Source organism: Duganella sp. Leaf126, assembly GCF_001423125.1.
GTDB lineage: Bacteria > Pseudomonadota > Gammaproteobacteria > Burkholderiales > Burkholderiaceae_D > Rugamonas.
Genome location: NZ_LMNW01000001.1, coordinates 422319 through 436212 on the forward strand (window position 1 = coordinate 422319; position 13894 = coordinate 436212).

The window sequence follows — 13894 nt, forward strand, 5'->3', positions numbered from 1 at the left end:
GATGGATTCGTTCCTTTCTTATTCGGCCTGGTCGAAGTCGATCACCACCTTGCCGGTGACAGGGAAGCTCTGGCAGCTGAGCACGAAGCCGCGCGCCACTTCGTAGTCTTCCAGTGCGTAGTTGATATCCATGTCCACCTGGCCTTCGACCAGCTTGCAGCGGCAGGTGGAGCACACGCCGCCCTTGCACGCATAGCGCATGTCGATGCCGGCGCGCAGGCCGGCGTCGAGCAGCGACTCCTGGTTCTGCGCCATGGTGAAACTGCTGGCACTGCCGTCCATGATGACGGTCACTTCGGTCTGCTGCGCACCGGCGTCCGTGGCCGCGTGGGCCCTGGCCTGGCGCGGGCCGTTGGCGCCGGTGGCGGCAAACAGTTCGACCTTGATCGCGTCTTTGGGCATGCCCGCCTGCTGCAGGGCGGCCGCGACGCCCAGCATCATGTCTTCCGGCCCGCAGATGAAGGCCACATCGACATCGGCCACGCGCACCCAGTAGCGCAGGAACTCGGCGCATTTGTCCTGCGTGATGCGGCCGTTGAACAGGTCGATGTCCTGCTGCTCGCGGCTCATCACGTAGGCGATGCGCAGGCGGTCGAGGTAGCGGTCCTTGAGGTCGGACAGCTCGTCGCGGAAGATCACCGAGGAACTGGCGCGGTTACCGTAGAACAGCGTGAAGCGGCTGTGCGGCTCGACCGCCAGCGTGGTCTTGATGATCGACAGGATGGGCGTGATGCCGCTGCCGGCTGCAAACGCCAGGTAGTGCTTGCGGTTGGCGGCATCGAGCGGCACGTTGAAGTGGCCCGACGGCGGCATCACGTCGAGCACGGCGCCCGGCTGCAGGTGATCCACGGCCCACGACGAAAACACGCCGCCCGGGGTGCGCTTGATGGCAACGCGCAGCGTGTCGTCCTGCACCGCCGAACAGATGGAATACGACCGTCGCACATCCTCGCCGTCGATCTGCGTGCGCAGGGTCAGGTGCTGGCCCTGCTGGTAGGCATAGCTGGCGCGCAGTTCGGGCGGCACGGCAAAGGTGACGGCAATGGTGTCGCGCGTCTCGTGGCGCACCTGGGCCACCGTCAGGGGATGGAATTGGCTCATGGTCTTAGCGATCAGTGACACTTGAAGTAATCGAACGGCTCGCGGCAGTCGAAGCAGCGGTACAGCGCCTTGCAGGGCGTGGAGCCGAACTGGCTGGTGACGGCAGTGTGGGTGGAGCCGCAGTGCGGGCAGGCGATGCGCGGTGGCGGCGCTCTGCGTGAAATGGCCGCGGCCGGGCCGAGGCCGAGCCGGCTGGTGTCGATCACCTGCTCGGCCGGCGGCGCGATGCCGTAATTGCGCAGCTTTTGCTTGCCCGTTTCGCTGATCCAGTCGGTGGTCCAAGCGGGACTGAGCTGGGTGTGCAGCACCACTTCGCGCACGCCGTGTGCATGCAGCGCCTCGGTGATGGCGGCGCCGATCACCTGCATGGCCGGGCAGCCGCTGTAGGTGGGCGTGATGGTGACGTGGCAGGCGCCATCGTCGGTCACCTGCGCGGCGCGCACGATGCCCAGGTCGATGATGCTGATGGGGGGGATTTCCGGGTCGGGGACGTCGTTGAGCCAGCCGAAGACGCGGTCGCTGTCGTAGCCGGCGCCTGCAGCGGCGCTGGAGCGCCCGGATGGGACTCCCGCCTGCGCGGGCATGACGGCGCGCGGGCTGCCGGTGGACGCCGATGTCTTGGGGGTGTTCATGCGGGGCTCACCACTGCGCGTTCGGGTACGCGCGCTGCAGGAACTGCATCTCGGCCAGGATGTAGCCGAGGTGCTCGGTGTGGCGTCCCTGCTTGCCGCCGCTTTGCATCCAGGCGTCTGCCGGTGGCATGGTCAGGGTGGCCTCGGCAAAGATCTCGGCCACGTGCGCCAGCCATTGGCTGCGCAGCTGCGCGCCCGGTGGCGCGATGCCGGCGTCCACCATGGCCTGGTCCACCGCGTCGTAGGCGAACGCCTCGCCGCTGTACATCCATAGCGCATCGGCGGCGGCCTGGGTCTTGGCATGACTGACGGCCGTGCCGTCGCCCATGCGCACCACCAGGTCGCCGCTGCGGCGCAGGTGGTATGTCACTTCCTTGAGCGACTTTTCGGCGATGGCGGCAATGCGGGCGTCGCTGGCGTGCGTGAGGGCGGCGATCAGGAAGTAGTGCCAGGTGTCGAAATAAAACTGCCGCATCATGGTGTCGGCGTAGTTGCCGTTCGGCTGTTCGAGCAGCAGGCAGTTCTTGAAGTCGTGGGCGTCGCGGTGATAGGCCAGGCGGTCTTCGTCGCGGCCGGCGCCTTCCAGTTCGGCCGCATACTCGTACCACAGGCGGGTCTGGCCCAGCAGGTCGAGCGCGACGTTGGACAGCGCCATGTCTTCTTCCAGCGCCGGGCCCTTGCCGCACAGGCGGCACAGTTGCTGGCTCAGGATCAGGGCATTGTCGCCCAGGCGCAGCAGGTAATTGACCTTGGTGTCCATCGGCAGCTCACAGGTTCTTGACTTCTTCCGGCATCGGGAAGAAGGTGGGGTGGCGATAGACCTTGCTGTTGGCCGGCTCGAACAGGGCGCCCTTGTCGGACGGGCTGCTGGCCACGATGTCGGCCGCGCGCACCACCCAGATGCTCATGCCCTCGTTGCGCCGCGTGTAGACGTCGCGCGCATTGTTGACCGCCATTTCGGCGTCGGGCGCATGCAGGCTGCCCACGTGTTTGTGCGCCAGGCCGTGCTGGCTGCGGATGAAGACTTCCCACAGCGGCCATTCCCTGCTGGTTGGCGATGTCATGCGGCCTCCGTGGTGCGTGGTTTTTTGTCGGCGTGCTTGTCGGCATGGACGACCAGCGCCTCGCGGAACCAGGCGCCCTGCTCCCAGGCGTCGACCCGGGTGCGCAGCCGTTCGCGGTTGCACGGGCCGTTACCCTTGAGGACATTCTGGAACTCGGTCCAGTCGATCGCGCCGAACTCGTAGTGGCCGGTCTGCGCATTGAAGCGCAGGTCGGGATCGGGGATGGTCAGCCCGAGGAACTCGGCCTGCGGCACGGTCTGATCGACCATGCGCTGGCGCAGTTCGTCGTTGGAAAACAGCTTGATGCGCCACTGCGCCGACTGCGCGCTGTTGACCGATTCGGCGTCGGACGGGCCGAACATCATCAGCGACGGCCACCACCAGCGGTTCAGCGCATCCTGCGCCATGGCTTTCTGCTCGGGCGTGCCGCGCGCCAGCGACAGCATGATGTCGTAGCCCTGGCGCGCGTGGAACGACTCTTCCTTGCACACGCGCACCATGGCGCGCGCGTACGGCCCGTACGAGCAGCGGCACAGCGGGATCTGGTTGATGATGGCCGAACCGTCGACCAGCCAGCCGATGGCGCCCATGTCGGCCCACGACAGCGTCGGGTAGTTGAAGATGCTCGAATACTTGGCCTTGCCGCTGTGCAGGGCAGCGAGCAGCTCGTCGCGCGTGACGCCCAGGGTTTCGGCCGCGCTGTACAGGTACAGGCCGTGCCCGGCCTCGTCCTGGATCTTGGCCAGCAGGATCGATTTGCGCTTGAGCGTGGGAGCGCGCGTAACCCAGTTGCCCTCCGGCAGCTGGCCGACGATCTCCGAGTGCGCATGCTGGGAAATCTGGCGGATCAGGGTCTTGCGGTAGGCGTCCGGCATCCAGTCCTTGGCCTCGATGCGCACGCCGGCGTCAATGCGGGCCTGGAAGGCGCGCTCGTCGTCGGCCATGTCGTCAGCGCTGCGGACCGCGCTCAGGCCGGTCTCTACTTGTTGGGCGTACATCGTGGTCTCCTCCTCTGTACTCGATGAAGTGATCATACGATACGAAATTATTTTATGCTACCGATTTTTTGAATCATATTGAAATCTTGCAGATATTTCCCTCGAACGACGTTTCAACCGGTAAACTGACGGTTTGCTTTCCGCTGGACTCCATGGACTGTTCCGACTGGATCACCGACTTCCTCGCCCACGACCCGCCGCGCTCGAAATCGCTGGTGGTGACCATCTTCGGCGACGCCATCGTGCCGCACGGCGGCATGGTGTGGCTGGGCAGCCTGATCGAGCTGCTGGCGCCGTTCGGTGTCAACGACCGGCTGCTGCGCACGGCCGTGTTCCGCCTGGCGCAGGAGGGCTGGCTGGGCGCCCGCCGTGACGGCCGCCGCAGCGCCTACGCGATCACGCCCGACGCCATGGCGCGCTTCTCGCACGCCTACCGCCGCATCTACGCCGAACCGCACGCGCACTGGGATGGCCACTGGACCCTGGTGCTCAGCGGCGAACGCGCGCTGACGCCGGCCGAACGCACGGCCGTGCGCAAGGAACTGTTATGGGAAGGCTACAGCGTGATGGCGCCCGGCATCCTGGCCCACCCTGCGGCAGAACCGGCTGCACTGGCTGACGTGCTGGGGCGCCTGGGCGTGAGCGGCAAGCTGTTCGTGGTGCGCGCGGCCACCGTGCCCGGCGTCGGCGCCCGGCCGCTGGGCGAACTGGTGGCGACCGGCTGGGACCTGCGCGCCGTGGCGGCCGCCTACGAACTGTTCATCGCCCGCTTTGCGCCGCTGCGCGATGCGCTGGGCGCGCGCGGGACCGGTCAGCCGACGCCGCAGCAGGCGTTCGTGATCCGCACCCTGCTGATCCATGCCTACCGCCGCGTGCAACTGCACGACCCGCAACTGCCTGCCGACCTGCTGCCGTCTCCCTGGCCCGGCACCGACGCCTACGCGCTGGCGCGCCAGCTGTACCTGGCGGTCCACGTGGCGGCCGAGCAGCATATCGACACCGTGCTGCGCCGCGCAGACCCGGCGGCGGCACCGGCAGAGGCGGCGTTTTATGCGCGGTTCGGGGGCTTGCGCTGAGGCGCCGAGAATTTCTTGACCACGACCGGCGTGTCGCCAAGCGCCACCACCCTGTATGATGTCGCCACTGCGCCACAAGCGCTCGACTCTGAATTTCAACGGGACCATTCACCATGCCTATCAAAATCAGCCAGCAGTTCGACGCCGGCGCCATCGACGTCATCAGCGCCGACAACCCGGCCGCGATCGACCTGCACATCCGCAAGGACTCGCACGCCGACATCACCCAGTGGTTCTACTTCCGCGTGCAGGGCGGTGCGTCCACGCCGCTGACACTGCGTTTCCTGAACGCCGGCAAGACTGCCTACCCGGACGGCTGGAAAGACTACCAGGCCGTGGCCAGCTACGACCGCGACACCTGGTTCCGCGTGCCGACCTCGTTCGACGGCGAGGTCATGACGATCAACCATACCCCGGAATACGACAGTGTTTACTACGCCTATTTCGAACCGTATTCGTGGGAACGCCACCTGGCGCTGCTGGACAATGCGCAACTGTCGCCGCTGGTCAAGCAGGTCGACCTGGGCAGCACCATCGATGGCCGCGACCTGAACATGCTGGTCATCGGCGACCCGGAAGCGGAACAAAAAGTGTGGGTGATCGCGCGCCAGCACCCGGGCGAAACGATGGCCGAGTGGTTCGTGGAAGGCATGGTCGACGCGCTGCTCGATCCGGCCAACCCGTTCGGCCGCAACTGCCTGAAGGAAGCCGTGTTCTACGTGGTGCCGAACATGAACCCGGACGGCTCGGTGCGCGGCAACCTGCGCACCAATGCCGCTGGCGCCAACCTCAACCGCGAGTGGCTGAACCCGACCATGGAGCGCAGCCCGGAAGTGTTCCTGGTCAAAAACAAGATGCTGGAAATCGGGTGCGACCTGTTCCTCGACATCCACGGCGACGAGGGTTTGCCGTACGTCTTCGTGGCGGGCAGCGAATCGCTGCCGACCTGGACCCCGGACCAGGCCGAAGGCCAGCAATACTTCATCGACAACTTCCTGATCGCCAGCCCCGACTTCCAGGACGAATACGGCTACGGCGAAACCCCGTACACGGACGAAACGCTGACCATGGGTTCGCCCCATATCACGCACCAGTTCGGTTGCCTGTCGCTGACGGTGGAACTGCCGTTCAAGGACAATGCCAACGACCCGGACGCCGACACCGGCTGGAACGGCGCCCGCAGCGCCGAGCTGGGCAAAGCCGTGCTGCAGCCAATCTTGCAGACCCTGGTCGCGCAGCAGTAACTGGGCAGTAACTGAGCAGTTACTCAGTAGTTATTCAGCAGTAGCTCGGTCGTCAAGCCAGCCACCTTGTCCTGGCGCTGTGCCAGCACAAGGTGGCTGTCACCCGCAAAAATACACTGACCTCCAGCGGCGCCAGCGAGCGCCTTCTCCCTGGAGGATCAGATGACCATCCGTTCACCCAAGCGCCGCCCGGCCGCCACTCTTTTGCGTGCCGTACCGGGCGTGCTCGCCGGCCTGCTCCTGCTGGCCGCCTGCAGCACCCCTTACCGTCCTCCCGTGATACTCGAGCGCGACACGCGCTTCCCCGGCCTGGTCGATCTGCCCGCGCAGGCCCGGGGCCGCAGCGCCGAGGTGCTGCTGGTGCACGGCATCTGCACCCACGACGCGCGCTGGGCGCAGCAGGTGGTGGCGCAGCTGGGACGGTCGATCGACGGCGCCACCGTGTCCCCGGCAAGCATCGCCGGCGCAGACACGAATGACATCGAGATCGTGCCGTCCACGGTGGACACGGCGGCCGGCCGCCTGCGCTTCCACGCCCTGATCTGGTCGCCGCTGACGACGCCGCTCAAGCGCCAGCTGTGCGACGACCAGACCGACAAATCGGCAGCATGCACCGGCGCGCCGCCGTACCCGCACCGGCGCGCACTGTGGAACGCCCGTCTGAAAGATACGCTGATCGACGATTGCCTGCCCGACGCGCTGATCTACCAGGGCGTGGCGCGCGACACCATCCAGCTGCGCATGCGCGAGGCCATCCTGCGCGTGCTGGGCAGCGTTACGCCTTCTGATGAGGAGGCCGACAAGCTGCCGCTGGTGGTGATCGCCCACAGCATGGGCAGCAAGATCATGTTCGATACGCTGCTGCGCATGGGCGAGGAGGCGCCTGGTTCGCGGGCGGCGGTCACCGCGCGGCGCACCATGGCCAGGCTGCGCATGCTGGTGATGGCGGCCAACCAGCTGCCGTTGCTGTCGCTGGCCGACCAGCCGCTCGACACCGGCAGCGCGCGCACCGCGCAGCCGGACAGCCTGCAACGGCTGCTGCACCAGCGCGCCGGCGACGGGCGGCGCACGGCGGCGACGCTGACCGTTGTGGCTTTTTCCGATCCCAACGACGCGCTGTCCTATACGCTGCCGGCACAGCGCTACGCCGGCCAGGGCGTCAGCGTCCACAACATCCTGGTCTCGAATGCACCGACGTGGCTGGGATTGCTGGAGCGGCCGGACCGCGCCCACCTCGACTACCTGAACAATCCGGACGTGGGCCGGCTGGTGGCCTGCGGCGTGCCGGCCAGCGCCTTGTGCGTCAAATAATGGCGTGACGAAGTCAGCTTCCGCCGACCACCATCTGCTCGAGCAGGATCGAGCCGGTGCGCTTGGTGCCGCGCACCATGGTGTCGGCGCCGACCGCCACGATCTGCGCCAGCATGTCCCGCATGTTGCCGGCAATCGTGATCTCTTCGACCGGGTACTGGATCTCGCCGCGCTCGACCCAGAAGCCCGAGGCGCCGCGCGAATAGTCGCCGGTAACGTAGTTGGTACCCTGCCCCATCAGCTCGGTGACCAGCAGGCCGGTGCCGAGCTTGCGCAGCATGGCGGACAAATCGTCGCCGGGTGCCGTCAGCGACGACGACAGCGTGAGGTTGTGCGAACCGCCCGCGTTGCCGGTGGTGCGCATGCCCAGCTTGCGCGCCGAATAGGTCGACAGGAAGTACCCCTGCACCACGCCGTCCCTGACCACGTCGCGCGCGCGCGTCGTCACGCCTTCGTCGTCGAACGGGGCCGAGCCCATGGCGCCGATCACGTGCGGGTCTTCGTGGATCTGCACGTGCGACGGCAGCACCTGCTTGCCGAGGCTGTCGACGAAAAACGTCGACCTGCGGTACAGCGCCCCGCCCGACGTGGCCTGCACGTAGGCGCCCAGCAAACCGATGGCCAGCGGCGCCTCGAACAGCACCGGGCAGGTGCGCGTGCTCAGGCTGCGGGCACGCAGCCTCGCCAGGGCGCGCTCGGCAGCGTAACGGCCGATCGCCTCCGGCGACGCCATGCGCGCCGCATCGCGCACCGACACATACCAGTCGTCGCGCTGCATGCCGGCGCCGCGCCCGGCAATGGCCGCCATCGACACCGTGTGGCGCGAATACGGGTAGCCGCCGATGAAGCCGCGCGAATTGGCCGAGACGAATTGCGAGTGCTGCACGTGCACGCCCGCCCCCTCGCTGTTGGTCACGCGCGCATCGACCGCAAAGGCGGCCGCTTCGGCGCGCCGGGCCAGTTCCACGGCGCCGGCGGTGTCGATCTCCCACGGATAAAACAGTTGCAGGTCGGGCGGCGCCATTTCCAGCAGCTCGACGTCAGGCAGGCCGCCGCAGTCGTCTTCGGCGGTGAAGCGGGCGATGTTGTAGGCCGCTTCCACCGTGGCTTGCAGGGCGGCAGTGGAAAAATCGGAGGTGCTGGCATTGCCGCGCCGCCGGCCCAGATGGACGGTCACGCCCATGCCCTTGTCGCGGTTCTGCTCGATGGTCTCGATCTGGTTCCGGCGGACCGAGACCGACAGGCCGCTGCCCTCGCTGAAATCGACCTCGCAATCGGTGCCGCCCTGCGCTTTCGCGTAACCCAGCACGTCGCGGGCGAGCTGCTGCAGCTGTTCGTGCGTGTGGCTGAAGCTTAGGCTCAAGCTCGGGCTGGCGGGGCGGTCGGACATGGGCGGTTTTCGTCGGCAGGCAGCTAAACCGGGTATCATAGCAGTCGTTCACAGTTTACAGGGACGGCTGCACGCCGGACCACGAGTCTTTCCCGAGAGTTAATCATATGGTAAATCCAAACCGCGGCGCCGTCGGCTTCAGCTCCACCGAATTCGAACAGGAATACGAGCGCCCTTCCAAATCCGAGATGAAGCGCCAGGTCGACGCCCTGCAAAAGCTGGGCGAGGCGCTGGTCGCCGAGCCGCGCGACCGTGTCAAGCGCGTGCCGATGCCGGAGGACGTGCGCGACGCCATCCTCGAGTGCCAGACCATCACCAACCATGAAGGTCGCCGCCGCCAGATGCAGTTCGTCGGCAAGAAGATGCGCACGCTGGACGAAGCGGAAGTGGCTGCCATCCAGCAGGCCATCGACAGCTGGAAAGGCGCCTCGAAGGCCGACACCGCCGCCATGCACGCGCTCGAGCGCCGCCGCGACAAGCTGCTGGCCGACGACAAGGCGCTGACCGTGCTGTTGTCGGAGAACCCGGAACTGGACGTGCAGCACCTGCGCACGCTGATCCGCAATGCCCGCAAGGAGCAGGCCGAGAACAAGCCGCCCAAGGCGTACCGCGAAATCTTCCAGATCCTCAAGCAGGTCGAGGCCAAGAAGAAAAAGGCGGCAGCCGGCGCTGCCGACGACGACCTCGACGCCGCTCTCGACGCCGACAGCGAACACGATGACGAATAAGCCGGAACCGGTGCTGGTGATCGGCCTGGTCTCGGTCTCGGACCGCGCCAGCGGCGGCGTCTACCAGGACCAGGGCATTCCCGCCCTGCAGGACTGGCTGGCGCGCGCCATCACCACGCCCTACCGCGTGGAGACGCGGCTGATCGCCGACGAGCGCGCCCGGATCGAGGCGACGCTGGTGGAACTGGTCGATATCGCACGCTGCCACCTGGTGCTGACCACGGGCGGCACCGGGCCGGCGCGGCGCGATGTCACGCCCGAAGCCACGCTGGCCGTGGCCACCAAGGAAATGCCGGGCTTCGGCGAGCAGATGCGCCAGATCAGCCTGCACTTCGTGCCGACCGCCATCCTGTCGCGCCAGACCGCCGTGATCCGCGAGACGGCCGATCACGCGGCCCTGATCATGAACCTGCCGGGCCAGCCGAAGGCAATCGCCGAAACGCTGGGCGGCCTGAAAGACGCCGACGGCAACACGGTCGCGGGCGGCATCTTTGCCGCAGTCCCCTATTGCATCGACCTGATCGGCGGACCGTATATGGAAACCGATGCGGCCCTCTGCAAGGCATTCCGGCCCAAATCGGCGCTGCGGCCTGCGCCTGCTGCGTGAACCTGGCTGCCGACGCCGGGCGGCGCCGCCTGGTGCGCGCTGCCGCGTTGTCGGCGGCGCTGGCGCCGATCGCTGCCCTGATCCCTGTGTTGCCTGCCACGGCAACCGCCACTCCGAGGAAAACTATGAGCCTGCTGCAAACCATCGAAAAAGAAACCGGCGCCAACCCGACTGTCGCCATCATCTGGATGCACGGCCTGGGCGCCGACGCCAACGACTTCGTGCCGATGCTGCAGGAACTCGACCTGCGCGGCCTGCCGGCGATCCGCTTCGTGTTCCCGAATGCCGACACCATGCCGGTCACCGTCAACGGCGGCTACGTGATGCGCTCGTGGTATGACATCGTCGCCACCGACCTTGGTCGCCAGGAAGACGAAACGGGCCTGCGCGCCTCGCAGGCCAAGGTCGAGGCCCTGATCGCCCGCGAAAAGGCGCGCGGCATCGCTGCCGACAGGATCATCCTGGCCGGCTTCTCGCAGGGCTGCGCGATGACGCTGCAGACCGGCCTGCGCCAGAAGGAAAAGCTGGCCGGCATGATGTGCCTGTCCGGCTACCTGCCGATCGCCCCCAAGGCCGCCACCGAGTTCACCCAGGAGAGCCTGGCCACGCCCGTGTTCATGGCCCACGGCCGCATGGACCCGGTAGTCCCCGTCACCCGCGCCACCGCCTCGCGCGACCTGCTGCAACAGTGGGGCTACCAGGTGGAATGGCACGATTACCCGATGCAGCACTCGCTGTGCCAGCAGGAGGTCGATGATATCGGTGCGTGGTTGAAGCGGGTGCTGGTTCAGGCCAGCTGAGGCCTTAGGTCCGTTAATCCGGCAACGCCGGCGCATCCGTCGGCGGCACGGCCGTCTGCGCTGCATTCATCACCATCGCCAGAAACGTGTAGTAGCCGTTGATGCCCATCAGGTCCACCACGCCATGCTCGCCGAAGGCGGCCAGTGCGGCGGCGTAGGTGGCGTCGTCCACCCGTTGCTGGCGGTGCAGCTGCTGGCAGAAGGTCAGCACCAGTGCCTCGTCGGCCGGCAGGTCCGGCGGCTGGCGCCGTTCGGCAATCGCTGCGATCGTCGTCTCGGCGATGCCGTATTCGCGCGCGATCGGGGCGTGGATCGCCCACTCCACCTGCTGGCTCCACTGGCGCGCCGTGACCAGGATGGCCAGCTCCGTCAGGCGCGTGCCGATGGCGCTGCGGTAGCGCAGGTATTCGCCCATGCGCTGGGCAGCTGCCATCAGTTCCGGACTGCGGATCAGCGGCACGAACGGTCCGTACAGGGCGCCGCGCGGGCCGTCGATCACCGCTTGCGCTGCCACCTGCTGGCTGGCGGTCATGTGGGCAAACGGTATCGGTCCCAGGCGATCGGTCATCTTGTCACTCCTCTCAAATTTCTGCCCATGGTGCGGCATGGATCAACAGAAAACAAGCTGAACGCGGATATTGTCTGCTGGCAATCACACGTCGCCACCTGCCCGAAAGGACCTCCATGAACCGCCCCCGCCCTGCCAGCCACCTGATCCACCGTCATCTGCGCCAGACGCCGCCCGTCGTCGGCGCGGCCGCCGGCATGGTCGTGCACGACCGCGAAGGCCGCCGCTACCTCGATGCCAGCGGTGGCGCGGCCGTGTCGTCGCTCGGTCATGCGCACCCCGAGGTGCTGGCGGCCATGCATGCCCAGATCGACCGCAATGCCTACGCCCACACGGCCTTCTTCACGTGCGAGGCGGCCGAGGAACTGGCGGCGCGGCTGGCCGCCGATGCGCCGGGCGACCTCGATCAGGTGTACCTGGTCTCGGGCGGTTCCGAGGCGATGGAGACGGCGCTGAAACTGGCGCGCCAGTATTTCGTCGAGGCGGGCGAAACGCAGCGCAGCGTCTTCATCGCCCGCCGCCAGAGCTACCACGGCAATACGCTCGGTGCGCTGGCCATCGGCGGCAACGAGTGGCGCCGCCGGCCGTTCGCGCCGCTGCTGATGGACGTGGCGCGGGTGGCGCCGTGCTTCGAGTACCGCGAGCGCGCGCCGGACCAGAGCCTCGAGGCCTACACTGCGTCCCTGCTGCGCGAACTGGAAGACACCATCATCGCAACGGGGCCGCAGCGCATCATCGGCTTTTGCGCCGAAACCGTGGTGGGCGCCACGGCCGGCGCCGTGCCGCCCACGCCCGGCTACTTTCGCGGCGTGCGCAGCCTGTGCGACAAGTACGGCATCCTGTGGATTGCCGACGAGGTGATGTGCGGCATGGGGCGTACCGGCACGCTGTACGCGTTCGAGCAGGAAGGCGTGCTGCCGGACCTGGTGGTGCTCGGCAAGGGGCTCGGTGCCGGTTACCAGCCGATCGGCGCGGTGCTGGCACGCGCGCCGGTGGTCGAGCGGCTGCGCCAGGGCAGCGGCATCTTCATGCACGGTCACACGTACATGGGCCACCCGGTGGCTGCCGCCGCCGCGCTGGCGGTGCAACAGGTGATCCGGCGCGACAACCTGCTGGGCGCTGTGACCGGCCGCGGCGCCGTGCTGCGCACCATGTTGCGCGAAGCGCTGGGCGGCCATCCGCACGTCGGCGACATCCGCGGCCGGGGCTTGCTGATCGGGGTGGAACTGGTGCGCGACCGCGCGACCAGGGAGCCGTTCGATCCCGCGCTGGCGCTGCACGCGGCGATCAAGCGCGAGGCGATGGCCTGCGGCCTGATGGTCTATCCGATGGGCGGCACCATCGATGGCGTGCGCGGCGACCATGTCCTGCTGGCGCCGCCGTTCATCGCCAGCGACGCCGACCTGGCCGAGATCACCGACCGCCTGGCGCAGGCGGTCAAGCGGGCGATCGCCGGCGCGTCCTGACCGCAACGACCGGAGCGCCCGGAGCGCCCGGGGGCGGCTATTTGCGCGGCCGCCAGTCGATCACTTCCTGCTGCTGCTCGCCGAGGCCGGGAATGCCCAGGCGCAGCTGGTCGCCCTTTTTCAGGAAGCGCGGCTTGGCCAGTCCCATGCCCACGCCCGGCGGCGTGCCGGTGGCGATCACGTCGCCCGGCTCCAGCGTCATGAACTGCGACAGGTAGCTGACGATCTGCGCCACCGTGAAAATCATGGTGGACGTATTCCCGGTCTGCATGCGCTTGCCGTTTACTTCGAGGTACAGGTCGAGGTCCTGGACGTCGCCGATGTGCTCGGGCGTGACCAGCCACGGACCGACCGGGCCGAACGTATCGCAGCCCTTGCCCTTGTCCCATTGCGGGCCGCGCTCGAGCTGATACGAGCGTTCCGACACGTCGTTGACCACCGTGTAGCCGGCCACGTATTTAAGCGCCTCGTCTTCGGTCACGTATTGCGCGCGCGTGCCGATGATGACGCCCAGCTCCACCTCCCAGTCGGTCTTCTTGGAGCCCTTGGGCAGCATGATCGGATCGTCCGGGCCGCTCAACGCGGTATTCGCTTTCAGGAACACGATCGGCTCCTTGGGCGGCGCCATCTTCGCTTCGGCCGCGTGGTCCGAGTAATTGAGGCCGATGCAGACGAACTTGCCCACGTGCTTGACCGGCACGCCGAAACGCGGGTTGCCGCGCACCACCGGCAGCGTGGCGGGATCGATCTTTTCCAGCTTGCGCAGGGCCTTGGGGGCCAGCTGGGCGGCGTCGATATCGTCGATCACGCCCGACAGCGCACGCAGCTTGCCTTCGTCGTCGATCAGGCCAGGTTGTTCTTTGCCGGGACGGCCATAGCGCACAAGTCTCATGGTTTGCTCTCAAAGGG

Annotated in this window: 15 protein-coding genes; 7 read left to right on the forward strand and 8 right to left on the reverse strand. The window is 67.2% G+C overall.

Annotated elements, in window-relative coordinates:
• Positions 1-18 precede the first annotated feature (18 nt).
• Genes paaE through paaA form a run of 5 tightly spaced genes read right to left on the reverse strand, consistent with a single transcriptional unit; the run spans position 19 to position 3795 of the window.
• Positions 19-1101 carry a 1,2-phenylacetyl-CoA epoxidase subunit PaaE gene (gene paaE / locus ASF61_RS01730; protein WP_056150516.1) on the reverse strand — a complete coding sequence of 361 codons (1083 nt, stop codon included), beginning with the start codon at positions 1099-1101 and terminating at the stop codon, positions 19-21.
• An 11-nt stretch (positions 1102-1112) separates the two neighbouring features.
• Positions 1113-1685 (reverse strand): 1,2-phenylacetyl-CoA epoxidase subunit PaaD, encoded by a 573-nt coding sequence (gene paaD / locus ASF61_RS01735; protein ID WP_056151200.1) that lies wholly within the window; start codon positions 1683-1685, stop codon positions 1113-1115.
• A 55-nt stretch (positions 1686-1740) separates the two neighbouring features.
• A complete protein-coding gene (paaC, locus tag ASF61_RS01740) occupies positions 1741-2493 on the reverse strand; it encodes a 1,2-phenylacetyl-CoA epoxidase subunit PaaC (protein ID WP_056150519.1) in 753 nt (250 codons plus the stop codon).
• A gap of 7 nt (positions 2494-2500) precedes the next feature.
• Positions 2501-2797 (reverse strand): 1,2-phenylacetyl-CoA epoxidase subunit PaaB, encoded by a 297-nt coding sequence (paaB, locus tag ASF61_RS01745; protein WP_056150521.1) that lies wholly within the window; start codon positions 2795-2797, stop codon positions 2501-2503.
• Positions 2794-3795: a 1,2-phenylacetyl-CoA epoxidase subunit PaaA gene (gene paaA / locus ASF61_RS01750; protein WP_056150522.1), complete on the reverse strand. Its 1002-nt coding sequence runs from the start codon at positions 3793-3795 to the stop codon at positions 2794-2796. The genes paaB and paaA overlap by 4 nt, the downstream gene beginning before the upstream one ends.
• A 152-nt stretch (positions 3796-3947) precedes the next feature.
• On the opposite strand from paaA, the gene paaX reads away from it, so the two are divergent.
• The 3 genes from paaX to ASF61_RS01765 all read left to right on the forward strand — a co-directional run bounded on the left by paaX (position 3948) and on the right by ASF61_RS01765 (position 7426).
• Complete coding sequence (gene paaX, locus ASF61_RS01755; RefSeq protein ID WP_056150524.1) at positions 3948-4871, forward strand: phenylacetic acid degradation operon negative regulatory protein PaaX; 924 nt, start codon at positions 3948-3950, stop codon at positions 4869-4871.
• A 113-nt stretch (positions 4872-4984) separates the two neighbouring features.
• On the forward strand, positions 4985-6115 hold the full coding sequence (locus ASF61_RS01760) for a M14-type cytosolic carboxypeptidase (protein WP_056150527.1): 1131 nt from the start codon (positions 4985-4987) through the stop codon (positions 6113-6115).
• 162 nt (positions 6116-6277) lie between these two features.
• Positions 6278-7426 (forward strand): hypothetical protein, encoded by a 1149-nt coding sequence (locus tag ASF61_RS01765; protein WP_156369420.1) that lies wholly within the window; start codon positions 6278-6280, stop codon positions 7424-7426.
• A 13-nt stretch (positions 7427-7439) separates the two neighbouring features.
• Here the strand turns inward: ASF61_RS01765 and pmbA are convergent, their stop codons facing one another.
• Entirely contained in the window at positions 7440-8816 is a 1377-nt protein-coding gene (pmbA, locus tag ASF61_RS01770) for a metalloprotease PmbA (RefSeq protein ID WP_056150531.1), read from the reverse strand.
• Between the two features lie 107 nt (positions 8817-8923).
• On the opposite strand from pmbA, the gene yjgA reads away from it, so the two are divergent.
• From yjgA to ASF61_RS01785, 3 genes are all read left to right on the forward strand, one after another.
• Entirely contained in the window at positions 8924-9544 is a 621-nt protein-coding gene (gene yjgA / locus ASF61_RS01775) for a ribosome biogenesis factor YjgA (protein WP_056150533.1), read from the forward strand.
• Positions 9534-10151, forward strand: a complete 618-nt coding sequence (mog, locus tag ASF61_RS01780) for a molybdopterin adenylyltransferase (RefSeq protein WP_056150536.1) — start codon at positions 9534-9536, stop codon at positions 10149-10151. Before yjgA ends, mog begins: the two co-directional genes overlap by 11 nt.
• A 125-nt stretch (positions 10152-10276) precedes the next feature.
• Positions 10277-10951 (forward strand): alpha/beta hydrolase, encoded by a 675-nt coding sequence (locus tag ASF61_RS01785; RefSeq protein WP_056151202.1) that lies wholly within the window; start codon positions 10277-10279, stop codon positions 10949-10951.
• Between the two features lie 13 nt (positions 10952-10964).
• On the opposite strand, the gene ASF61_RS01790 is transcribed toward ASF61_RS01785, so the two are convergent.
• Positions 10965-11519 (reverse strand): carboxymuconolactone decarboxylase family protein, encoded by a 555-nt coding sequence (locus ASF61_RS01790; protein ID WP_056150538.1) that lies wholly within the window; start codon positions 11517-11519, stop codon positions 10965-10967.
• Positions 11520-11635: 116 nt separating this feature from the next.
• Here ASF61_RS01790 and ASF61_RS01795 point away from each other — a divergent pair, with 116 nt between their 5' ends.
• A complete protein-coding gene (locus ASF61_RS01795; RefSeq protein ID WP_056150539.1) occupies positions 11636-12985 on the forward strand; it encodes an aspartate aminotransferase family protein in 1350 nt (449 codons plus the stop codon).
• A gap of 37 nt (positions 12986-13022) precedes the next feature.
• Here ASF61_RS01795 and ASF61_RS01800 read toward each other — a convergent pair whose 3' ends face one another.
• Positions 13023-13877 (reverse strand): fumarylacetoacetate hydrolase family protein, encoded by an 855-nt coding sequence (locus tag ASF61_RS01800; protein ID WP_056150542.1) that lies wholly within the window; start codon positions 13875-13877, stop codon positions 13023-13025.
• Positions 13878-13894: the final 17 nt, after the last annotated feature.